This is a genomic window from Rhizobium sp. Root1204, from assembly GCF_001424965.1.
Classification (GTDB): Bacteria; Pseudomonadota; Alphaproteobacteria; order Rhizobiales; family Rhizobiaceae; genus Pararhizobium.
The window spans coordinates 177,165-197,736 of the sequence record NZ_LMCZ01000009.1; the positions used below are offsets into that span (position 1 = coordinate 177,165).

The window sequence follows — 20,572 nt, forward strand, 5'->3', positions numbered from 1 at the left end:
CCCTGTGTTCCAGGCGGATGGAGGTACCGAAATGGCATTTCCCGACTTTACCGTGCGAGCCGGAGGCCGCAGGTCCGAATGCTTGCAAGATTAACCCGCTCAACATGAAGAACTGCTGGTCGGGCGGCTCCCGAAATCTCGGTGGACCATGACGCAGGGTACGCGCCGAACGATGAACTCCAGCATCCCCGAAGCGAAATCCCCCGGCATACGGATGTGCCCAAAGCCCGGCGGTAATCGACCATATCGGCACCAAAATGGGCAGGTGAGCGGCGAGCACTGCATCTGGTGCATAGGTGCTCCGACGCATTGTCGATATTCTGATTGGCCTGAAGCGCCTATATTTCCCTCATCAAACGATGCCGGAGCCAATAGCGGCTGCTGACGTCAAAAGAACCTCACGAAAGCGGATCATCATGAACGTAGCACGCTCCTTGAACAATTGGCGCAAGTATCGTCAGACGGTGTCCGAACTGGGCCGGATGACCAATCGTGAGCTGAACGACCTCGGCATTGCCCGCGGTGACATCCACAGCGTAGCCCGCGCCGCTGTCGCTCGCTGATAGAGCTGCTTAATTTTGACGAAGCGCCCGCCTTGTGCGGGCGTTTCGCGTTTCAGTCGGTGGACGTTGCCAGTTGCGTCCTTTTCAGCTTCGCGTTTCTTGCATAGCTGCACTGCAACATAAACTCTTTGAAATGACGAATATCCGGGTATGATGGTTGTCATCGAAGCAATGCACCTCCTCCCGCAGAGCTTCGAGTTTCAGATGGCCCGCTCCTCCTCCCAAGGGCGTCTGAAGGAACAGCGGCACTCCTCCTCCCAGTCGCTGTTCGGTTCTTTTCGAAAAGCCTGCCGCACCTCCTCCCGCGGCAGGCTTTTTCGTTTTGGAGGATTTTTACGACAGCACGTTGAGATCGAATTACGGCCGTTTCGGTGCATCGCCACTGTGATGCACCGCTCTGCGGTCACAGTGTCGCGCCGCGTAGCCGGATAAGACACTGCATGGCAATATTGGCGGCGCTCGGGAAGAAACCGTGTTGCGTATTATCGCGTTGCGCTGGGTAGGTTGCCGAAGGCTGAACGGCTGATTCCACCGCTTCACAAGGCCGCCAGACCTACTCGCAAAATGGCTGATGCTCCGGGCGCTTTTACGCCGGGAAGTCGGGAGACATCTCTCCCAAAACGCAGTTGACCAGGCGCTCCACGTGGATTGGTCGAACCTAAACGGCAATCAAAGAGCGAGTCTCAGCAAAACCCGTTCAGCTTCAGGATCTTATGAGCTTCGATCGAGGCGCGAAGCTCGTCTTCGGAGGTGCGGTTACCCTGGTTGGCGTCAGGATGGTGCATCTTGAGCCTCTCCTTGTAGCGGCTCCTGATTTCCTCCGGTGTCGCCTCCGGCGAAAGGCCAAGTGTTTCGAAAGCCTTGGCTTCGAGAACCTTGAGTCTCCGTTTCTGGAGATCAGCCTTTTGCGCCTGGCGCTGTGCGGCGGTTTTTCGGGCATTCAATGCCTTCGCAGACCCGGAGCGGATAGTGGAAGGGATCGGAATTTCGGTCGCCTCGTTGATCCTGGTTCCGAAGGTCGCACGGCTGCCGATCGTCGCTTCCTTCTGGTAGCGAGCGACGTCCGCGTTCGATGGAGCCGTCGTAAAGCTGTATCCCTTGTTGTATTCTTTCACGTGTTCAAGACAGAACAACAGATACAAGCCTTCCGCACCCGGCCCAACGGGCGCCCGATGCGTGCCAGCCTTTTCGCAGCCGTCCCATTGGCATCTCGGGCCTGTGGGCTCACTGGTAGGAGCCGACTTTTTGCGGGAGGATTTGAGTCCAACGAATATTTTCGAATCAAGCGTCATTACGCCTATATGGACTCCGCGTGCCCTCACGGCAAGATTTTGCGGGCGAGTCAACGACGGTTTTCCCTACGAAACTGGGCTTCTTCAGGGTTTCATTGGTCCCCGGTATTCTCTTGTGCAGGCGCAGGAGACGCTTGGCCTGATGCCGCCTTTTTAAAACGCGGAGCGATGCCAATATAGTTGGGTTTCAAAGTCAGGGACGTTGAGATAGCACAGCGCTTCAGACTTTAGACGCGGCGGACGTACCCGAACAGCCCGTTTTGACATTATTCTCAACCGGCAAGTCTTTGGTTCTGTCTGCTTTTTGTGACGAGAAGACGTATTCCCTTGCACGATAGCGCGACAGATATTTTCGCGCGGTGAGGCGCTGCCCGGCCGTCAAACACCACGACTGGTGATCCCTCGTTAACCTTCTGTTAACCATTGCCTCGCTACACCGTATCAACAGAAAATTTACCAAGTTGAATGATGTGTTAACAGAACCCCGACCGATCCGTCTCAAGGGACGATCTTTCCTTGCGCTCGCGCTGACACCCGAACTGCCGCTCGATGACTGGCTTGTCCAGCTCGACCATCTGGCTTCCCGTTCCGCCGGCTTCTTCCTGCGGCGGCCGATTGTGCTCGACGTTCAGGGGCTCGATATCGAACGCGCAGAACTGCGCGATCTTGTCAGTCAGCTGAGCAAGCGCAATGTCCGGATCATGGGGATCGAGGGAGCTCGCTCCTCCTTGCTCGGCCCGGACCTGCCGCCGGCTATGACGGACGGACGTGCGGCTTCCGACGTCGAGATACCGGTGGGCGAAGAGACGGAAAAAGCAGCGCCTGTCGAGAGCGTTGTTGCTTCTGTCCCAACTTCGGCAAAAGCAGCGCCGTCGATTGTTGTCAGTCAGCCGGTGCGTTCTGGGCAATCGCTCCACTATACTGAGGGAGATGTAACAATTGTCGGCTCCGTGGCGTCGGGTGCAGAAGTGGTCTCCGGCGGATCGATCCATGTTTACGGTGCGCTACGAGGGCGCGCCATGGCAGGCACGATGGGCAATGCCTCTGCGCGCATCTTTTGCCGCAAGCTTGAGGCGGAATTGATCGCGATCGATGGTTTTTATCTGACCGCCGAGGATATGGAGCCAGGTCTCCGGGGGAAAGCCGTCCAGATATGGCTCGAAGGCGAAACGATCAGAGCGGAAGCGCTCAGCTAATAGAAGACGTATTTACGGAATTGGAGAGGTACATGGGCAAAGTAATCGTCGTTACGTCCGGCAAGGGTGGCGTCGGCAAGACAACATCGACAGCCGCGTTGGGCGCCGCTCTCGCGCAGAATGGCGAGAAAGTCGTGGTCGTGGACTTTGACGTCGGCCTGCGCAATCTCGACCTTGTCATGGGTGCGGAAAGACGCGTCGTTTATGATCTGGTCAACGTCATCCAAGGTGAAGCCAAGCTGACGCAAGCGCTGATCCGTGACAAGCGGGTGGAAACGCTTTACCTGCTCCCGGCTTCGCAGACCCGTGACAAGGAGAACCTCACTCCGGAAGGCGTCGAACAGGTTATTGCCTCGCTCAGGAGCGCTTTTGACTGGGTTATTTGTGATAGTCCGGCCGGCATCGAGCGCGGAGCGACGCTTGCCATGCGCCACGCGGACGTCGCTATCGTCGTGACCAATCCTGAAGTTTCCTCGGTCCGCGATTCCGACCGCATTATCGGCTTGCTTGATTCCAAGACGCTGAAAGCCGAAAACGGCGAAGCGATGGAGAAGCACCTCCTTCTGACGCGTTACGACGCCTCTCGCGCCGAGCGCGGCGACATGCTCAAGGTCGATGACGTTCTGGAGATTCTGTCTATCCCTCTTCTCGGCATCATTCCGGAAAGCACGGATGTCCTGCGTGCCTCCAACGTGGGCGCCCCCGTCACCCTGGCGGATGGTCGCAGCGCCCCTGCGATGGCCTATTTCGAAGCGGCCCGGCGTCTCAAGGGCGAAGTCCTGCCCGTCACCATTCCGGGTGAAAAGCGCGGTTTCTTCAGCAAGGTGTTTGGAAGGAAAGCGGCATGAATCTTTTCCGTTTGTTTTCCCGGCCGCAGTCAGCACCGGCCGCACGGGAGCGGCTTCAAGTTCTGTTGGCCCATGACCGTGCATCAACCGGCGATTCAGACCTTGTGACCAAATTGCGCGACGAGATTCTTCGCGCCATTTCCAAGCATATGCAGGTTGATAGCGAAAAGGTCAGTGTAAAATTGGAGCGCGGCGTGCAGGTCTCGACACTTGTCGTCGACGTTGAAATTCCCTTCGATGCAACGAGGAAGGCGGCCTAAAGGCCGCCGCCAGACTGCTGACTAGCCCGTGGATTTTTCGGCGGGCTCCAGGATGGGATATGCGCTAATACAATGGCTGGCTTTGCCGCCGAAAGAATGGAAGACTGCTGGCGATTTGCAGCCTGCGGCTCTCCGTTCATTTCGGTGAGTGCCCCGACACCTCGGCACCGGCGTTATGCTGGAGGCTGAAAAATCTGAGCGACGCAATCAGTCCTATCGCCCCAATCGCGACGAACGACCATCGGAAATCTGCAAGCGCCAGAACCACGTCCCCGCGCAGATGTTGCGACATGCTGAGAACCGCAGCGGCAACGGCAACGCCGAGAACCATGGCAAACTGCTGCAGCATGCTCGACAGCGTCGATGCCGAGCTGCGTTGTGCCGGCGTAATGTCGGCAAAGCCCAGCGTGTTCAATGCGGTGAACTGCATGGATCGGGATAGACCTGCGATAAACAGGAGTGCGTAGATTGCCGAGTCAGGTGTCGCGGGCGACAGGATGGCGCAGGCGGCGATGGAGGCCGAGGCAATTGCGCCATTGAAGACAAGGATCGTTCGAAAACCGAAGCGTCTTAGAAGCGGCGTCGTGACCGATTTCATCGCCAGGTTTCCGGCGAAATAGACCAGGATATATGTCCCGGTCGCAATCGCATCGAGGCTGAAGCCAACCTGGAAAAGCAAAGGAATCAGGAACGGCATGGCGTTGATCGCAAGCCGCGACGCGGTCCCGGCCGACAGGGTCGAAAACGCGAAGGTCGGGATAGCGAAGGGAGAAAGGTCGAGCAGCGGATTGTTGGTCCTGCGAAAATGACGGATGGCCCATGCCGAAAAGGCGAGGCCTGCGGCCAGCAAGGCAGCGACCTGAGTGGCCGGCATTGCCCCGTGAACGAAACTCTCCAATCCTGCGAGCAAGAGCGTGAGACCGAGCGCCGATAGCACGAAACCGGCGATATCAAGCCTGGCTGTATCCTCTTCCTTCTGCTGCGGCACGAAATACCAGACAAGCGCAAGGCCGATCATCCCGATCGGGATATTGATGAAAAAGTTCCAATGCCAACTTGCATAAGTGGTGATGACGCTACCAAGCACTGGCCCGATGACAGGAGCAATCAGGGCGGGCCAGGTGATCAATGCGACGGCATTGACGAGGTCACGTTTCGGCGCGTTCCGCAGCACGATCATACGCCCGATCGGGTTCATCAGCGCGCTGCCAAACCCCTGGACCGCGCGGGCGGCAATGAACTCTGCAAGTGTGTCCGACAATCCGCAGAACAGGGATGCGACCGCGAAGATCGCAATCGCCGCCATAAAGACATTACGGGCGCCATACCGGCTTCCCAGCCAGCCGGAGAGCGGAATGAAGGCCGCCATCGTCAGCATGTAGACCGTCAAGCCGATGCTCATGGCCACCGGTTGCACGCCGAAGGACTGCGCCATCTGCGGCAGCGAGGTGACCACGATCGTTGCATCCAGCATCTGCATGAAGAAAGAGACAGCGACCACAAAGGCCACAAGCCTTGATTGGCTTGACGAATGCTGTATCTCGACGCTTTCAGCTGCATTGACCATTGTCATTGGTTAGCCTCGTGCGCGGCGGCGGGCAAGCGTTCGGGCAAGTAAAGATGCCGAACCGCGGGGAGTGTACCGGAGACGCCAAACAGGAACGTGCCGGCGGCAAGGACCTCGGCCATCCAGTCCCCCGAAAAACTGACGCATTGGGCAATGGAAAAAACAATGAAGTTGCGGCTCGCGGGCGCTGGCATCAGCCGCTGGTCGAAAGGAATTACTGTCATTTCAGTCTTGAAGCATTGAGGGTCATCAAACGACCGCCGGGCAGCGGTGTAATGCCGGCCCGGCGGTCTTAAAGCATAGACGGATTACTGGTTGGAATCGACTTCCTTATAGGCTGCGTCGAGATAGCTGGTGTCAATCCAGGTGTCGTAGTCCACCGAGCCTTTGAGCAGCTTCGCTTCCGCCATGAAAGCCTCTTCATCCTGCAATGCCTTGATGGCTTCCGGGGTGATGCGGGGATCCTGATAGAATTTTCCATCGGCATAGGTGTTGCGGACCGACTTTTCCGATGTCTTGGTTTCATCGACGAAAATTTTGATTGTATCTTCGGGATGGGCATCAGCCCAACGCGCCAGCTGGATATCAACCTTCAAAAGGCGCTTAACGAGATCTGGATACTTCTTGGCAAATTCGCCGTTCACCGAAATGATAAAGGGCGCAGACCATTCCGGATATTTGTTGCTGTCGAGGATGACACGGGCTTCGCCCTTTTCGACCAGCTTCGACGTCGAATTGTCGGATTCGACGACAGCATCGACATCGCCCCGGATCAGTGAAGGCCCGGATGCAGCAAAGTCGAGGTTCAGCGGTTCAACATCATCCGTGGTCAATCCTACGGTCTTCAGCGCTTTCGAGAATACCGAATGACGAACCGTGCCGGCCAGAAAGGCAACCTTCTTGCCTTTCAGATCTGCAACCGACTTGATCGGCGAATCCGGTTTGACGATGATCGTGGTCGACGAATTCTTGGTGAAGCTCGACAGGCCGATCGCCTTGACATCGGCACCAAGGGCTGCGGCACGCAGGGCCGGGTTGTTGCCGGTGTAGGTTACTTCGATTGCCCCGGTCGCGAGCGCGGTCAAGGCCTCGGAGCCACCATTCGTGAAGGCTACCAGCTCGACCTTGATGCCATCCTTGGCAAACTCCTTTTCAAATGCGCCGTCATGGCGGCCCAGAATGAACTTCAGATGGCCCGGTGCGGTGGTGCCGATCCGGATCACGTCCGGCTTGTCTTCGGCAAACGCTGCGCCTGAGAGCAGGGAAGCGCCGAGAAAGGTGAGGGCGATGCCCTTCAAAAGGTTCCGGCGCAGGCGGGTGAATGTGTCGGTCATGGTCGTCCTTTGGCGGTTGTGTGTCGAACAGGGGGTTAGTGGGGGGAGGATTCCGATGGGCTCTTCCAGCCGGTCGCCCAGCGCTCGAACCACACCAGCAGGTAGTTCACGATCAGGCCAATGAAGGTCATCGTCAGGATGCCGGCATACATATCGGCCGTTTCCATCATCAACTGCGAGTTCTGGATGAGGTAGCCAAGTCCGGATTTGGCCGCGAGCATCTCGGCGCCGATCACCGCGAAGATGGAAGATTTCACGGCAAGCCGGGCGCCTGCGACGATGTGCGGAATACTGGCCGGGAGGATGACCTTGCGGAAAAGGTCCAGGTCGGAGGTGCCCATCGACCGGGCGGCCTTCAACAGAAGTGGATCAACCGACTTCACGCCGGCGATGGTGTTGATCAAAAGGAAGAAGATCGATGAGTAGAATGTGATGGCGATCTTGGAAGCCTCGCCGATGCCGAGCAGGAGGATGAAGACCGGCAGCAACGCGAACTGCGACGTGTTGCGCAGGGTCTGCACGAGAAGGTCCGAAACCTTCTCGAACGTCGAATATCGCCCCATCAGAAACCCAAGCGGGATCGCCACCACAAGGGCGAGTGCAAAGCCAATGAAGGCGCGTTGCAGGCTGATGCCGATATTGGCCGACAGCGTGCCATCCAGCAGCATGGCGTACCAGGCGGTCAGCACTTCGCTGAGCGGTGGAAAGAAGAGCGGGCTCAGCCAGCCAAGGCGCGGGGCGATTTCCCAAAATACGAAGAATATGATCAGCAATGGGAGTCCGTAGCCGAACGTGCCCAGATGAAGCCCGCGGCTCTTTCGGCGTGCCGGTGCTGCCTTGTCGCGGGACCGTGGTGTCACTGCAGGCACGAAGCCGGATTTATCGGTTACAAAAGCCATCTTGGCCTCCCATTGTCTTTATGCGGCGTGCAGCCTTCAGGCAGCATAGGCGGGCGAAAGCGCCCAATCTTTCTGCGCCTTGTTCACTTCGTCCCGCAGCGCTTCCCAAACGCGGCCGCGATGGCCGTTGAACTCGGTGCTGGAGCGGATATCGCCGTCGCGCGGACGTGGCAGATTGATATCGATGATCTCCTTCACGCGACCCGGGCGCGCCGTCATCACAACAATCCGGTCGGCGAGATAGATGGCCTCGTCGATGGAGTGGGTGACGAACACCACGGTCGTGTTGATCTTTTCCCAGATGCGCAGCAGTTCACTCTGGAGGATCTCGCGGGTCTGGGCATCGAGGGCCGCGAACGGCTCGTCCATCAGTAAAACTTCCGGGTCGGCCGCCAGCGCCCGGGCAATGGCGACACGCTGCTGCATGCCGCCGGACAGCTGGTTGGGGAACCGGTCCTCGAAGCCCGAAAGGCCGAAGAGCGACAGAAAATAACGCGCTTTGTCGGTGCGCTCGCGCTTGGTGGCACCGCGCACTTCCAGCGCATACTCGATGTTGGCGAGCGCTGTGCGCCATGGAAATAGGGCATATTGCTGGAAGACGTAGCCTGTCTTTGGATCGGGCTTGGTAATGACCTTGCCGTCGATCTCGACCGTGCCGCGGGTTGCTTGTGTGAGCCCGCCGATGATGTCCAGCAGGACGGACTTGCCGCTGCCACTCGGGCCGACAAGTGTGATGAACTCACCCTTGCGGATCGTCAGATCGACCCCGTCGAGAACCGTAACGCTATCGGAGGGCTGGCCGTCGATGGTGACAAACTGACCAGGCTTCAGCTGGAACGTCTTGTGGACATCGGTAACGGTGATACGGTCCATATTTATGGTCTCCTTCGGTCTCAGACTTGAGCGACACGAATGCGGTGTGTCGGATCGAATTGCGTGCCGCCGGCTTTGCCACGCTTCCAGCCGAGCGCACGGGAATAGCTGCCAAACAGGTCGCGCTGCTCGATCTCCGCTTCGGTGATGGCGATTGGTCCATCGGCATGCTCGGCCACATAGAGCGCATCTGTCGGGCAATAGATTTCGCACAGGAAGCATGTCTGGCAGTCATCCTGCCGGGCGATCACTGGCACGCCGCCGGTCTTGTCGAAGACATTGGCCGGGCAGACCTTGACGCAAATGTCACATTCGATGCAGCGGTTCCCGGAAATCACCTCGATCATCACGCAAGCTCCTTGCCGTGCTGTAGGGGAGGGGCGCCTTCAACGCGGATATCATCGACGCCGCTGACAAGAATGGGACGCATGAAAGCGGGGTCGCTTGTTTTGAAGTCAACGCGCCGATGCATGCCACGGCTTTCCTGACGTGCAAGAGCGGCGTTCAGCGACCAGCGGCCGGTTGCGGCAATTGCTGCGGCTTCGCGTGTCCGGTAACGATCGACGCCGCTACCGGCCAGATGATGGCGGACGTCATGCCAAAGCGTGTCAAGCGTCAAGCGGCTTGTCTCCAGGCGATTGCCATCGCGGAAATAGTTCTTCTCGAGCGGCAGGACTTCCGCCTGCACGGCAGCAACGACATCTCTTGCCGTGAGACCGGGCTTTGCCGCGCCAGCCGGCCGCAGGCCCGCTTCTCCAAGTGGCTTGGAGGTCGAGCGAAAAGCCGACCGTTGTTCATGCCGCCTGGCAAATTGCGACGCGCCCTGACCAGACCACCAGCCGCTGGCAATAGCCCAGGAGGAATTGACCGCCCCCCCGCCCGATACGGCGCCCGTCATGTTCTCGCGGCTTGCAGCATCACCGGCCACATAGAGACCGGGTACGTCCGTGCCGCAGTCGGCGGTGGCAACGCGAATTCCGCCGGTACCGCGCACAGTGCCCTCCGCCTTGAAGGTGACCCGGAACAGATCCTTGAACGGATTGATACCCATACGGGAATACGGCACGAAACAGTTGGGCTGCCCTTGGCGCAGCCAGTCCTGCAATGCGGGCTCCGCCTGATCGAGGCGTGCATAGACAGGTGCCTCGATCATCGCCCGGGCGATTTCCTTTTCGCGTTCGCCGATACCGTTGCGCAGGGGGTCGCCGTCGCTGTTGATGATCTCTGTGCCACCCTCGCGATAGAAGGTCGCCCAGCGGAACGGCAAGCCCTTGTTGAGCGAAGAGCCATGCGGCGCCAGCGTATATTTGCCGGTGAATTCCATGCCGGAGAGCGTCGCCCCCGCCTCCGCGGCCATGAGATAGCCGTCTCCGGTCAGGCCCGTGGCACCGAGAATTCGCTCGTGAAAGGCGCAGCCGCCGGTCGCGAGCACCACAGCGCTCGCATCGACGCGCCAGTCACGATGTCTTTGGCGATCCACACCGGCGGCCCCGGTCACGGTTTCGCCGTTGGACAGAAGTTCAAGCGCCGGATGCTGATCGAGAACGGTGACGCCCGCAAGAAGTACACGGCGGCGCATGAAGGCCATGTAGTCCGGCCCCCGAAGATTGGCGATGTAGAGTTTGCCGTCGTCCTCGCTCGGAAACGGGTATCCCCATTCGACGAGCTTCAGGAGATTTTCATAGGCCCGATCGACACAGCGCAGCATCCAACGTGGGTCAGCCAATCCGGCGGTGCGCTGCCATCGCCGTTCAACGATCTGGGCGCGGTCCTCGCCTGGGGCAACGCACCAAGTTCCGGTATTGGACGGCGCCGTGGCTCCGCTGGTGCCAAGATATCCTTTGTCGGCCAGCACGACCTTGGCGCCATTCTCCGCTGCAGCGAGCGCTGCCCACGCTCCCGAAGGGCCACCCCCGATCACGAGAACGTCGGCTTCCAGTTGAAGGCGGTCGGATCCGCTCGGATCTGTTTGTTTTGACGACATTCCCGTCTCTCGTACACACTTTGGGAAGGCGGAGGCGGACCATGCCGCCGCTTGCGGAAAACGGATGCCTCAGGCAGCCGATGACCAGGACGGTTCGTTGCCCGGTTCCCATTTGATGTTGCAACCGATCGAAGGAATTTGGTTGGCTGCCGGGCGGGCGCCGGAGATGACTGCATCCACTGCCGCGCGCAGATCAGCGCCGGTTACATCCTTGCCGTTGCCCGGCCGCGCGTCGTCGAACTGACCGTGATAGGCGAGCTTGCGGTCGGCATCGAACAGGAAAAAATCAGGCGTGCATGCGGCGCCATATGCCTTGGCGACATCCTGCGAAGCGTCCTTCAGGTAGGGGAAGTTATAGCCATGGTTCTCAACTTCTTCACCGAGGCGCGGCAGGCTTTCTTCCGGATGTGCGGCGGCATCGTTGCTGTTGATTGCAATGATCTGCAGCCCTTTGGTTTCGTATTCCCGTCCAAATTTTGCGAATTCCTCACGCAGCAGGACCACAAACGGACAGCGATTGGAAATAAAGGCGACGAGCAGCGCCGGCTTGCCGGCAAAATCGGCCAACTGATGGATGCGGCCATGGGCGTCCGGCAGCGCGAAGCCTGCAGCATCGACGCCGATCTCGATGGGGTTGGATTGAGTTTTTGGCATGGATTCCCTCAAGGCTAAGTTTGATATTAAGATTGCTTTTAGTCTATAGATTTTATGTTCTTTGTATCGGGCGATTTTCCTTTCTGACGGGCTGATAGCGAACGATTTTTCTGCAGATGACGCACCCGGCGTCCGCATAGTGCCAAGCAACGGCAAAACGGACCCTCATTCCCGGTCTTGCGTGATCTTCGTACTTTCAAAAATTGAGGTGCCAGCCGAGGCGCCGTTATGTGCCGGATTATAGTGTGTTTCCGGTATCACCGCATCCTCAGCCTTGCGGGATGCCACCAGCGTTCCCACCTAAAAGGGAGCTATGATGCACTTCTGCCGAGATCGAAAATGGACATAAACTCAGTGGCGCGTTCAATGGTTGGCATTCGCACTTCCATTCCTGATGATGCTTTCACGGCCGGGTCGCTCGGCACGGTTCGCGAAGGCAGTGGCGTAATTATTCGCGAAGACGGTCTGGTTCTCACAATTGGCTACTTGATCACCGAGGCAGAAGAAGTCTGGCTTACAACCGCGGACGGAACAGTCGTACCCGGTCATGCGCTCGCCTATGATCAGGAGACAGGTCTCGGTCTGGTTCAACCGCTCGGCGCGCTGGGTGGCCCGGCCATCACGCTCGGCGACGCTTCAAAAACACGTGTCGGCGACCCTGTTGTCTTTGTAGACGGGTTTGGGCGGTCGTTGCCGACCAAGATTGTCGCAAAGCGGGAGTTTGCCGGATATTGGGAGTATCTGCTGGACGAGGCAATCTTTGTCTCACCCGCCCATCCATCGTGGGGAGGCGCCGCAGTCGTTGGTGAAGATGGCAGGCTGCTGGGCATCGGTTCGCTGAAGCTGGTGATGAGCCGGAACGGGACCACGTCCGACATTAACATGGCTGTGCCGGTCAACCTGCTTCCGCCCATTCTCGACGATTTGCTGACTTTGGGACGAGTGAACAAGCCGGCACGCCCCTGGCTTGGTGCTTTCACCGCGGAAAGCAACGGCGACGTGGTTGTCATGAGTGTTGCTGCTGGCGGGCCTGCAGCGCAGGCAGGACTGCAGGGGGGCGATATTATCGCGGAAGTACGCGATGGAGAGATTACCGGCCTTGCGGATTTCTACCGTCAAGTCTGGAAGAGTGGCCAGGCAGGATCGGAAATTCCTGTCAGGATACTGCGCGACGGACGCGAGGCTTGGCTGCGCGTCAAATCTGCTGATCGCGACAGTTTCTTGAAGAAGCCGCAGCTTCAGTAGATTTGGTCTCGGCTAGACAGCAGCGTGAATGCCGGTCAAATAGAGTGAAACCAGATTTTTTGTACGCTTGAGACCATGCAGCGCTACTTCGTGATCGCCACCTCTGCTGTCCGAAGCCCTCAACCCGGAAGCACCGTCGGACGCAGAACGATACTGCCACTGAGGCTTCGACCCTGCTCCAGCGTTACCAACCCTGAGCCTGCTGGCATATTGTGGGCATTGGGCAGATGCGTCATGGGCTCCAAGCAGAAAAAATCGGCGTCGGCATCCGGCGAATAGATCATGAAGCAGTCGAATGGGCCGTCGGTTATGACGGTGAGGCCAAGACCGTGCTCGGGCCAGTCTATCAGTGCTTCTCCACACCAGCCGTCATACGCATTGTTCAGCCAATGCGGGGGAAGGGTTCTCGCATCCGCGAAGTCCAGGTGGTTGGGGATCGAGGTGGGAGCGTCAGGCAAGTGTCCGCTACGCTCGGTCCAAAATCTCCTTGCCTTTGTCATCAACCGGGTCTGCGGCGTGCGCGGGAAGAAGGGGTGAAAACCCAGCCCGAATGGCAGTGGATCATGGGACGTGTTGGTGACCGTCAGTCCCAATGTCAACGCATCTCCATCGAGCAGGATCGTCTGTACGGCGTTATAGGCGTAGGGACCTGACGGGTTTTGATGGTGGACATAGCGAAGTGCCACTTCGCAGCAGGATTGCGACAGGACTTCCCACTCGGCGAGCCAGCCGTCTCCGTGCAGGCAACAGGGGTCGGCGGTATTGGGTTGCATCGAAAACCGCTTGCTGCCGAAATCGAAGACGTTCGCCTCGATCCGGTTGCCGTAGGGCACAAGCGGGAAGCTGGCCTCCGCGCCGAACCGGCGTGACGCAAGCCCCGCCGTCGGCGTTGGTTTCAGGAAGGGTGTTCCGCGATACATTCCAGACAGAAGCGAGCCGCCGAAGCGGCTCACGTCTACCGAGAGATCACCATTCCGCAGATGCAGAACGTCCTCGCCCATCCGCGCTTCAGCCGCGCCGGCCGACGGCCACGGAGCGCAGGTTATCGAGGAGAACCGCGAGCAGCAGGATCAGTCCGCGCACCACATATTGGTAGAAGGCCTGAATATTTAGAAGGTTCATGACGTTTTCGGCAATGCCCATGATCAGCACGCCGACAATGACACCGGCCATGGCTGCGCGGCCGCCTGCAAGCGAAACACCGCCGAGAACGCAGGCTGAAATCACCGAGAGTTCAAGGCCAGTTGCAGCATTCGGCTGGCCCGAAGTGATCCGGGACGCAAGCAGCACACCGGCGATGCCGCACACCAACCCCTGCAGCATGAAGATCCAGATGCGCATGCGGACGACATTGACACCGGCCAGCCGCGACGCTTCTGGGTTGCCGCCGATTGCCAGCGTATTTTTACCGAAGACGGTCCGGTTCAGCAGAAAGCCGAAGGCTACAAAGAGCACGCCCATGACCCAGATCGGTGTCGGCACGCCGAGGAATTTTGAAAGCGCCAGCTGGTAGAAGCCGGGATCATTGATGCCGACGGCCCGGCCGTCGGACGAGATCAATGCCAGGCCGCGAACGATCTGCATGGTCGCCAATGTGGTGATCAGCGCGTTGATACGGAAACGGGCAATCACCACACCATTGACCAGGCCGACGAAGCTGCCGCAAACCAGTGCTGCGAGCAGACCGAGAACGATTGATCCGGTGGCATTCGAAGCCATGACCGCGACCATGCCGGAAAACGCCACGGTCGAGCCGACCGAAAGATCGAAGTCGCGGGAAGCGAGGCAGAACATCATGGTGCAGGCAACGATGCCGATGGTGACGACCGACTGCAGCAGGCCAAGCATGTTGCGCTCGGTCAGAAAGTTGGGAACCGTCAGCGAAACGATCGCGAAGGCCAGGGCGAAGATGACGACCAGTCCCTGTTCGCCGAGAAGGAGTTTTTTCAAGGATGTCATCGGCTCTGTACCTGTTGAAGAGGAAGTTCAGCGGCGTTCGAAACGTCCGGCAGCGCGGCGGCGAGTATCCGCCGTTCATCGAAATCCGGGCGTTCGATCTCTGCGGCCATGCGGCCTTCGCACATGACGATGATCCGGTCGGTTATGCCCGTAATCTCCGGCAATTCACTGGATATGACGATGATCGCCATGCCCTGTGCAGCAAGATCATAGAGGATTTCGTAGATTTCCGACTTGGCGCCAACGTCGATACCGCGCGTCGGTTCGTCGATCAGCAAAACTTTGACGCCCTGCTCGGAAAGCCAGCGGCCGAGGATGACCTTCTGCTGGTTACCGCCGGACAGGTTGATGATGTCCTGTTTGCGGGACGGCGTGCGCACGCGCAACTTGGCGATAAAGGTTTCGGCAAGCTCGCCTTCCTTCTTCGGGTTGAGGATGCCGAAGGGGGAAAAATGACGGCGCGAGGAAATCGCCATGTTTTCCTCGATGGACCGGCCCTGAATGATACCGTCCAGCTTGCGGTCCTCTGGACACAAAACGACGCCAGCGCGGATCGAGTGCGCGGGACTGTCGGCTGTGACAGTTTCTCCGTCCACCGCGACCGTGCCTTGTGTCCTTGAGTCCGCGCCATAAAGGAGCCGGGCCATTTCGCTGCGACCAGCACCGATGAGGCCAAAAAATCCGAGGATCTCGCCTTTCCGGACGCTGAAATTGATCGGCTGGGGCAGTTTGGGACCGGCAAGATTGTCGATCTGCAGCCGCGTGGCCCCCAGAGGGCGGGACCGCCATCCCCAGATATTGGCAATCTCGCGCCCGACCATCTCGGCGATGATCTGATCGCGCGTTACCTCAGAAATATCGGGATGGTGAGCGGCGAGCTTGCCGTCGCGCAGCACCGATAGGCTATCGCAGAGGCGAAAGATTTCATCGAGACGGTGCGAGACATAGAGAATGACCGTGCCGTTTGCCCGCAATCGGTCAATCAACGAAAAGAGAATTTCGCTTTCGCGGGAAGACAGGGATGAGGTTGGCTCATCGAGCGCGATGACACGCGCATCGACCATGACGGCCTTGGCAATCTCGACCATCTGGCGTTCACCGATGGACAGCGATGCAACCTTGGCGGCCGGGTCGACATCGATGCCCATCTCGGTGAGTTTTTCAGCCACGACACCGATCAGCTTGCGCCGGTCGAGCACGCCGGCCCGGGCAGGGAAACGGCCGAGCCAGAGGTTCTCGGCAACGGTCAGTTCGGCGACCAGCTGCAGTTCCTGATGGATGACGATCACACCGGCCTGAAAGGCATCGCGAACCGACTTGTAGACCTGCTGTTCGCCGGCGATGCGGATTTCGCCGGTATCCGCAGCCTGATCGCCGGACAGGATGCGGATCAGGGTGGATTTTCCGGCGCCGTTTTCACCCATCAGGCCATGCACGGTCCCTTTCCGGACGGAAAAAGAGACATCGGACAGAGCCTGAACACCTGGATAGCCCTTTGATATGGCTTTGAATTCGAGAAAGTCTTGCATGAGCGGCGCTCCGAATAGGGGCGCCCGGCGGCTGAAGGCCGCCGGGCGTTTTTCGTTGATGCGACGATCACTCGATACCAAGTTCCTTGCGGACCGCTTCATAATTGTCGCGCAGTGCCACCTGGCCGGCCGTCAAGATCAGCTTTTCCGGCTCCTTGCCGTTGGCAACCCAGTCGTACATGTTGAGCGCAGTCTCATAGCCGTGACGCTTCGGCGAGATGATGATCGTGCCGAAAAAGCCGGTGGCCGTTGGCTTCTTGAACTCGTTGATGGCTGAATCCGCACCGCCGATGCCGACGCCGATCATGCTGTCAGCCGTAATGCCGACAGTTTCAGTGGCGCGCACGGCGCCGAGAACGGCTTCGTCATTGAGGCCAACCGCGACCCATTTCTTGATATTGGCATTCTTATTGAGAACGACGGTCGATGCGTTGAGTGCCGCTTCCGTATCTGTCTTTGCCTGGGGTGCATCAAAGATGTTGGCTTCCGGGAAGCCATTGGCCTTCAACACCGAAAGAGCACCTTCGATACGATCGACGGCCGTCGGAAGCTGATCGTAGGAAACGCGGATCGCGCCGACTTCGCTCATGTTCCAGCCGCGCTTCTTGATCTCGTCAACGATCGACTGACCGACCGCTTCGCCGATTTTTGTGGCAGAAATGCCCATGTGCGGCACGTCTTCGATCGGGCTGCCATCGGCGTTGACCAGGCGATCGTCAACCGTCATCAGCTTGAGATCGTTGGCCGCAGCCTTGGCAATGATGCCGGGGCCGAGCTTGACATCAGGCGTGCAGATGATGAAGCCCTGCGCACCCTGTGCGCCAAGGTTGTCGATTGCCGATTGAACCTTCTCGCCGTCTTCCGCGCCGATCTTGACGAGCGTGAAGCCCTTCTCCTTGGCAGCGACTTCCGCGAATTTCCATTCATCCTGGAACCAGGGCTCTTCAGGCTGCTTGACGATGAAGCCGATTTTCACATCGGCAGCAAAGGCCGACGTGGCAGCGAAAACGGCGACAGTGCCAGCCAGGATGGCTGCTTTTATAAAGCGCATGGTCTCTCTCCCTAAATCAAACTGCTCCCTGCAGTGATCATTTGTGTATGATGAAACATCATACTGGTCAATTGCTTTTGTATGATGATTAAAATATCTATGTATGATATTGTGAATGAGCGTGGCGGACCGTTCGCAGCGGTCGCCATGCAATTCAAACTGCGATATGCATCGCCAAAGGCGCGTTGAGCGTGCTGCGGCGGGGATGGAGATGCCGGTGGAAGGACAACAGGATCGATCAGTGGACGAGGGCGGCAACACGGTTGTCCGGCGGCCGCGCGTCCAGAAGAATGTGACGAGGGCTATCGCCGACGATATCTGCGCCGATATTTTTTCGGCTGGCGATTTCCTTCCAACAGAGAACGACCTGTGCGACCGTTACGGCGTCAGCCGCACGGTCATCCGCGAGTCGCTGAAGATTCTCGAATCGAAAGGACTGGTGCGCGGGCGTTCCCGTGTCGGTACCGTCGTCTGCCGTAAGGACGAGTGGAATATCCTCGACCAGCAGGTGCTGGAATGGATCGGTCCCCGGATCTTTGAATTCGATCTCTTGAACTGCATCCTTGAAGCGCGTCGCGCGATCGAGCCGGCTGCGGCGGAACTGGCTGCCGAACGGGCGACGGTCCAGGAGATTGCCGATGTCGAACGCGCCTGGCTTGAGATGCGCGACGCGGAAGGCGATATCGAGCGTTTTACCAAGGCGGACGTTGCGTTCCACACAAGCCTTCTGAAGGCCAGCCACAATCAGGTATTCCTGCAATTGTCGAGCATCATTCAGGTCGCATTGGAATTCTCGCTGCATGCTTCCAACGAGGTGGTGGATAGGCGCGACGAAGCTGTCGACATACACCGGCAGCTGGTCGAGGCACTGCGCATGCGTGACACGGCGGCCGCCCGCAACTGCTCTCTCCAGTTGCTGTCTCTTGCCGCGCGCGACCTTGCCGTCGCCGTAAAGAAGCACCAGCCGCAAGCCTCTTCATAACTGTCCGTTGCATCGGCGCCATGGCCGCTTCGATCCTGACGGACCAACACTTCTCTTCGACACAGGACCTTCGCTGATGAAGATCACCAAACTGACCACTTATATCGTTCCGCCGCGCTGGCTGTTTCTCAAAGTCGAAACAGATGAGGGCATCGTCGGATGGGGCGAGCCGGTGGTCGAGGGACGGGCGCTGACGGTACAGGCTGCGGTTCACGAGCTGGAGGACTACCTGATTGGCAAGGATCCGTTCCTGATCGAAGATCACTGGAACGTCCTGTATCGGGGTGGCTTCTATCGCGGCGGCGCCGTGCATATGAGCGCCATTTCCGGCATCGACCAAGCGCTCTGGGATATCAAGGGCAAGGCGCTCGGCCAATCCATCCATTCGCTGCTCGGCGGCCAGGTTCGTGACAAGATCAAGGTCTATTCCTGGATCGGTGGCGATCGCCCGGCTGACGTTGCCAACAATGCTAGGGACGTGGTTGCCCGCGGTTTCAAGGCGATCAAGCTGAACGGCTGCGAGGAAATGCAGATCGTCGATAGCTACGACAAGGTTGAAAAAGCCGTTCAGACAATCGCCACCATCCGCGAGGCGGTCGGCCCCTATATTGGCATCGGCGTCGATTTCCACGGCCGGGTTCACAAGCCGATGGCTAAGGTGCTGGCAAAGGAACTCGATCCTTACAAGCTGATGTTCATCGAGGAGCCGGTTCTGTCAGAGAATAAGGAGGCCCTGCGCGATATCGTCAATCATACCTCGACGCCGATAGCGCTTGGGGAGCGGCTGTATTCGCGCTGGGATTTCAAGCAGGTTCTGTCGGATGGCTTCGTCGATATCATCCAGCCAGACCTCTCCCATGCCGGTGGCATCACAGAATGCCGCAAGATCGCGGCGATGGCGGAGGCCTATGATGTGGCGCTGGCGCCGCATTGCCCGCTTGGGCCGATCGCGCTTGCCGCCTGTCTGCAGATTGATGCCGTCAGCTACAATGCCTTCATCCAGGAGCAGAGCCTCGGTATCCACTACAATAAGAGCAATGACATCCTCGATTACATCTCCAACAAGGAGGTCTTCCAGTATGCCGACGGTTTCGTCTCGATCCCGCAGGGGCCGGGTCTCGGTATCGAGGTTGATGAGGCCTATGTGATCGAACGGGCCAAGGAAGGTCATCGCTGGCGCAACCCGATCTGGCGCCATGAAGATGGCAGCTTTGCCGAGTGGTAATGGGGGAGTAGTGCGATGACGGACCGGCTCAAGGGCAAACGGATCATGATCACGGGAGCGGCGCAAGGCATTGGCCTTGCGATCGCCCGCGCCTGCGTCAAGGAAGGCGCAAGCCTGTTTCTCGTCGACCTCGATGCCGGCTTGCTGGAGACGGAAGCAAAGGCATTGCAGACCGGTGGCGCCGCCATCGGCTACGCCGTCGCGAGCATCGCGGATACAGTCGCAATTTCTGCAGCCATCGACCGTGCAGGAACCGAGATCGGCCCGATCAACGCGTTGATCAACAATGCCGGCGTCAATGTTTTTCATGAGCCGTTGGAGACCAGCGACGCGGAATGGCAGCGCTGCTTTGATATCAATCTGAAGGGCGCCTGGAATTGTTCGAAGGCCGCGCTTCCGGGGATGATCGGACAGGGCGGTGGCGTGATCCTCAACATCGCCTCGACCCATGCCTTCACGATCATCCCCCACACATTCCCCTATCCCGTGGCGAAGCATGCGCTCCTGGGCATGACCAAGTCGCTTGGCATCGAATACGCGCCCAAGGGCGTGCGCGTAAATGCTCTGGCACCGGGTTATGTGTTGACCCAGAAAGCCACCGAATACTGGAACAGCTTTCCCGACCCCGTGGCTGCCGAAGCAGCTACAATGAAGCTGCATCCCGGCGGCCGTATCGCCACGGCCGATGAGATCGCGCTCGCGGCTCTCTTCATGATCTCCGACGAGTGCCCGTTCATGAACGCCACCTGCCTGACGATCGATGGTGGCCTGAGCGTCCTGCACCACCCCGTCTGAACCGGCACGCTGTATCACCATCTCTGCTGAATTGACCATACATCAAAAGCTAGAAAATGTTGTAAAAGCATTAATCGGGAGCCATACTCGAAATGTACTCACAGTAAAATCGATCTCTTCGAGCAAAGCCGCCAAACTACGGGATGGTGGCGGACTATACCTTATGTCTAAGGGAAATGGCCGTTATTGGATACTCAATTATACATTTGGCGGCAAGCGCAGGGAGATGGGTTTCGGACCATTACACACTCTCGGGTTGGCGGACGCCCCTACAAAGCTAAAGATGCGCGCAAACTGATCCGACAAGGCGTTGACC

22 protein-coding genes are annotated in these 20,572 nt (G+C 58.6%); 9 read left to right on the plus strand and 13 right to left on the minus strand.

Translation table 11 applies throughout. The annotated features are described in order from the left end of the window. Positions 1-416: 416 nt before the first annotated feature. Entirely contained in the window at positions 417-563 is a 147-nt protein-coding gene (locus tag ASC96_RS31625) for a DUF1127 domain-containing protein (RefSeq protein WP_082512033.1), read from the plus strand. Between the two features lie 683 nt (positions 564-1,246). On the opposite strand, the gene ASC96_RS12180 is transcribed toward ASC96_RS31625, so the two are convergent. Further along, entirely contained in the window at positions 1,247-1,855 is a 609-nt protein-coding gene (locus ASC96_RS12180; protein WP_060503302.1) for a J domain-containing protein, read from the minus strand. Between the two features lie 461 nt (positions 1,856-2,316). On the opposite strand from ASC96_RS12180, the gene minC reads away from it, so the two are divergent. The 3 genes from minC to minE are packed head-to-tail and all read left to right on the plus strand — an operon-like array spanning position 2,317 to position 4,159. Then, positions 2,317-3,051 carry a septum site-determining protein MinC gene (gene minC / locus ASC96_RS12185; RefSeq protein ID WP_112834502.1) on the plus strand — a complete coding sequence of 245 codons (735 nt, stop codon included), beginning with the start codon at positions 2,317-2,319 and terminating at the stop codon, positions 3,049-3,051. A 32-nt stretch (positions 3,052-3,083) separates the two neighbouring features. Next, a complete protein-coding gene (gene minD, locus ASC96_RS12190) occupies positions 3,084-3,899 on the plus strand; it encodes a septum site-determining protein MinD (protein ID WP_060503304.1) in 816 nt (271 codons plus the stop codon). After that, complete coding sequence (gene minE / locus ASC96_RS12195; RefSeq protein WP_060503305.1) at positions 3,896-4,159, plus strand: cell division topological specificity factor MinE; 264 nt, start codon at positions 3,896-3,898, stop codon at positions 4,157-4,159. Before minD ends, minE begins: the two co-directional genes overlap by 4 nt. A 136-nt stretch (positions 4,160-4,295) precedes the next feature. Here the strand turns inward: minE and ASC96_RS12200 are convergent, their stop codons facing one another. The 8 genes from ASC96_RS12200 to ASC96_RS12235 all read right to left on the minus strand — a co-directional run bounded on the left by ASC96_RS12200 (position 4,296) and on the right by ASC96_RS12235 (position 11,470). Beyond that, the gene (locus ASC96_RS12200; protein ID WP_060503306.1) at positions 4,296-5,732 is read right to left on the minus strand and encodes an MFS transporter; all 1,437 of its coding nucleotides are present in this window, start codon (positions 5,730-5,732) and stop codon (positions 4,296-4,298) included. Continuing rightward, complete coding sequence (locus tag ASC96_RS12205) at positions 5,729-5,950, minus strand: hypothetical protein (RefSeq protein ID WP_060503307.1); 222 nt, start codon at positions 5,948-5,950, stop codon at positions 5,729-5,731. The genes ASC96_RS12200 and ASC96_RS12205 overlap by 4 nt, the downstream gene beginning before the upstream one ends. Positions 5,951-6,034: 84 nt before the next feature. Continuing rightward, positions 6,035-7,060, minus strand: coding sequence for an aliphatic sulfonate ABC transporter substrate-binding protein (locus ASC96_RS12210; RefSeq protein ID WP_060503308.1), 1,026 nt, complete (start codon positions 7,058-7,060; stop codon positions 6,035-6,037). Between the two features lie 35 nt (positions 7,061-7,095). Then, the gene (locus ASC96_RS12215; protein ID WP_060503309.1) at positions 7,096-7,959 is read right to left on the minus strand and encodes an ABC transporter permease; all 864 of its coding nucleotides are present in this window, start codon (positions 7,957-7,959) and stop codon (positions 7,096-7,098) included. A 36-nt stretch (positions 7,960-7,995) separates the two neighbouring features. Further along, a complete protein-coding gene (locus tag ASC96_RS12220) occupies positions 7,996-8,832 on the minus strand; it encodes an ABC transporter ATP-binding protein (protein ID WP_060503310.1) in 837 nt (278 codons plus the stop codon). 20 nt (positions 8,833-8,852) lie between these two features. Beyond that, complete coding sequence (locus tag ASC96_RS12225) at positions 8,853-9,179, minus strand: ferredoxin family protein (protein WP_060503311.1); 327 nt, start codon at positions 9,177-9,179, stop codon at positions 8,853-8,855. Beyond that, a complete protein-coding gene (locus tag ASC96_RS12230) occupies positions 9,179-10,816 on the minus strand; it encodes an FAD-binding protein (protein ID WP_060503312.1) in 1,638 nt (545 codons plus the stop codon). Before ASC96_RS12230 ends, ASC96_RS12225 begins: the two co-directional genes overlap by 1 nt. A 69-nt stretch (positions 10,817-10,885) precedes the next feature. Continuing rightward, positions 10,886-11,470, minus strand: a complete 585-nt coding sequence (locus ASC96_RS12235) for a thioredoxin family protein (RefSeq protein WP_060503313.1) — start codon at positions 11,468-11,470, stop codon at positions 10,886-10,888. A 339-nt stretch (positions 11,471-11,809) separates the two neighbouring features. On the opposite strand from ASC96_RS12235, the gene ASC96_RS12240 reads away from it, so the two are divergent. Beyond that, on the plus strand, positions 11,810-12,715 hold the full coding sequence (locus ASC96_RS12240; protein WP_060503314.1) for a S1C family serine protease: 906 nt from the start codon (positions 11,810-11,812) through the stop codon (positions 12,713-12,715). Positions 12,716-12,834: 119 nt separating this feature from the next. On the opposite strand, the gene ASC96_RS12245 is transcribed toward ASC96_RS12240, so the two are convergent. From ASC96_RS12245 to ASC96_RS12260, 4 genes are all read right to left on the minus strand, one after another. Continuing rightward, the gene (locus ASC96_RS12245) at positions 12,835-13,716 is read right to left on the minus strand and encodes an aldose 1-epimerase (protein WP_060503315.1); all 882 of its coding nucleotides are present in this window, start codon (positions 13,714-13,716) and stop codon (positions 12,835-12,837) included. Positions 13,717-13,723: 7 nt separating this feature from the next. Next, complete coding sequence (araH, locus tag ASC96_RS12250; protein ID WP_060503316.1) at positions 13,724-14,674, minus strand: L-arabinose ABC transporter permease AraH; 951 nt, start codon at positions 14,672-14,674, stop codon at positions 13,724-13,726. Beyond that, positions 14,671-16,203 carry an L-arabinose ABC transporter ATP-binding protein AraG gene (gene araG, locus ASC96_RS12255; RefSeq protein WP_060503317.1) on the minus strand — a complete coding sequence of 511 codons (1,533 nt, stop codon included), beginning with the start codon at positions 16,201-16,203 and terminating at the stop codon, positions 14,671-14,673. The genes araH and araG overlap by 4 nt, the downstream gene beginning before the upstream one ends. A gap of 67 nt (positions 16,204-16,270) precedes the next feature. Next, positions 16,271-17,254 carry an arabinose ABC transporter substrate-binding protein gene (locus ASC96_RS12260; protein WP_060503318.1) on the minus strand — a complete coding sequence of 328 codons (984 nt, stop codon included), beginning with the start codon at positions 17,252-17,254 and terminating at the stop codon, positions 16,271-16,273. A 205-nt stretch (positions 17,255-17,459) separates the two neighbouring features. Between ASC96_RS12260 and ASC96_RS12265 the strand changes: the two genes are divergently transcribed. The 4 genes from ASC96_RS12265 to ASC96_RS34365 all read left to right on the plus strand — a co-directional run bounded on the left by ASC96_RS12265 (position 17,460) and on the right by ASC96_RS34365 (position 20,554). Next, positions 17,460-18,236, plus strand: coding sequence for a FadR/GntR family transcriptional regulator (locus tag ASC96_RS12265; protein WP_082512035.1), 777 nt, complete (start codon positions 17,460-17,462; stop codon positions 18,234-18,236). 76 nt (positions 18,237-18,312) lie between these two features. Next, a complete protein-coding gene (dgoD, locus tag ASC96_RS12270; RefSeq protein WP_060503356.1) occupies positions 18,313-19,461 on the plus strand; it encodes a galactonate dehydratase in 1,149 nt (382 codons plus the stop codon). A 15-nt stretch (positions 19,462-19,476) separates the two neighbouring features. Beyond that, positions 19,477-20,256: an SDR family oxidoreductase gene (locus tag ASC96_RS12275; RefSeq protein ID WP_060503319.1), complete on the plus strand. Its 780-nt coding sequence runs from the start codon at positions 19,477-19,479 to the stop codon at positions 20,254-20,256. A 31-nt stretch (positions 20,257-20,287) separates the two neighbouring features. Beyond that, complete coding sequence (locus tag ASC96_RS34365) at positions 20,288-20,554, plus strand: Arm DNA-binding domain-containing protein (RefSeq protein ID WP_348270798.1); 267 nt, start codon at positions 20,288-20,290, stop codon at positions 20,552-20,554. The last annotated feature ends 18 nt before the right edge of the window (positions 20,555-20,572 follow it).

Bases quoted from the DNA above. Each gene is read 5' to 3' on its own strand.
- minE (WP_060503305.1), top strand. From the start codon at position 3,896: ATGAATCTTTTCCGTTTGTTTTCCCGGCCGCAGTCAGCACCGGCCGCA.
- ASC96_RS12215 (WP_060503309.1), bottom strand. From the start codon at position 7,959: ATGGCTTTTGTAACCGATAAATCCGGCTTCGTGCCTGCAGTGACACCA.
- araH (WP_060503316.1), bottom strand. From the start codon at position 14,674: ATGACATCCTTGAAAAAACTCCTTCTCGGCGAACAGGGACTGGTCGTC.
- ASC96_RS12220 (WP_060503310.1), bottom strand. From the start codon at position 8,832: ATGGACCGTATCACCGTTACCGATGTCCACAAGACGTTCCAGCTGAAG.
- ASC96_RS12200 (WP_060503306.1), bottom strand. From the start codon at position 5,732: ATGACAATGGTCAATGCAGCTGAAAGCGTCGAGATACAGCATTCGTCA.
- ASC96_RS12235 (WP_060503313.1), bottom strand. From the start codon at position 11,470: ATGCCAAAAACTCAATCCAACCCCATCGAGATCGGCGTCGATGCTGCA.
- ASC96_RS12265 (WP_082512035.1), top strand. From the start codon at position 17,460: ATGGAGATGCCGGTGGAAGGACAACAGGATCGATCAGTGGACGAGGGC.
- ASC96_RS12245 (WP_060503315.1), bottom strand. From the start codon at position 13,716: ATGGGCGAGGACGTTCTGCATCTGCGGAATGGTGATCTCTCGGTAGAC.
- ASC96_RS12275 (WP_060503319.1), top strand. From the start codon at position 19,477: ATGACGGACCGGCTCAAGGGCAAACGGATCATGATCACGGGAGCGGCG.
- araG (WP_060503317.1), bottom strand. From the start codon at position 16,203: ATGCAAGACTTTCTCGAATTCAAAGCCATATCAAAGGGCTATCCAGGT.
- ASC96_RS12225 (WP_060503311.1), bottom strand. From the start codon at position 9,179: ATGATCGAGGTGATTTCCGGGAACCGCTGCATCGAATGTGACATTTGC.
- ASC96_RS12210 (WP_060503308.1), bottom strand. From the start codon at position 7,060: ATGACCGACACATTCACCCGCCTGCGCCGGAACCTTTTGAAGGGCATC.
- ASC96_RS12240 (WP_060503314.1), top strand. From the start codon at position 11,810: ATGGACATAAACTCAGTGGCGCGTTCAATGGTTGGCATTCGCACTTCC.
- ASC96_RS12230 (WP_060503312.1), bottom strand. From the start codon at position 10,816: ATGTCGTCAAAACAAACAGATCCGAGCGGATCCGACCGCCTTCAACTG.
- ASC96_RS12260 (WP_060503318.1), bottom strand. From the start codon at position 17,254: ATGCGCTTTATAAAAGCAGCCATCCTGGCTGGCACTGTCGCCGTTTTC.
- dgoD (WP_060503356.1), top strand. From the start codon at position 18,313: ATGAAGATCACCAAACTGACCACTTATATCGTTCCGCCGCGCTGGCTG.
- ASC96_RS12205 (WP_060503307.1), bottom strand. From the start codon at position 5,950: ATGACAGTAATTCCTTTCGACCAGCGGCTGATGCCAGCGCCCGCGAGC.
- ASC96_RS31625 (WP_082512033.1), top strand. From the start codon at position 417: ATGAACGTAGCACGCTCCTTGAACAATTGGCGCAAGTATCGTCAGACG.
- ASC96_RS12180 (WP_060503302.1), bottom strand. From the start codon at position 1,855: ATGACGCTTGATTCGAAAATATTCGTTGGACTCAAATCCTCCCGCAAA.
- minD (WP_060503304.1), top strand. From the start codon at position 3,084: ATGGGCAAAGTAATCGTCGTTACGTCCGGCAAGGGTGGCGTCGGCAAG.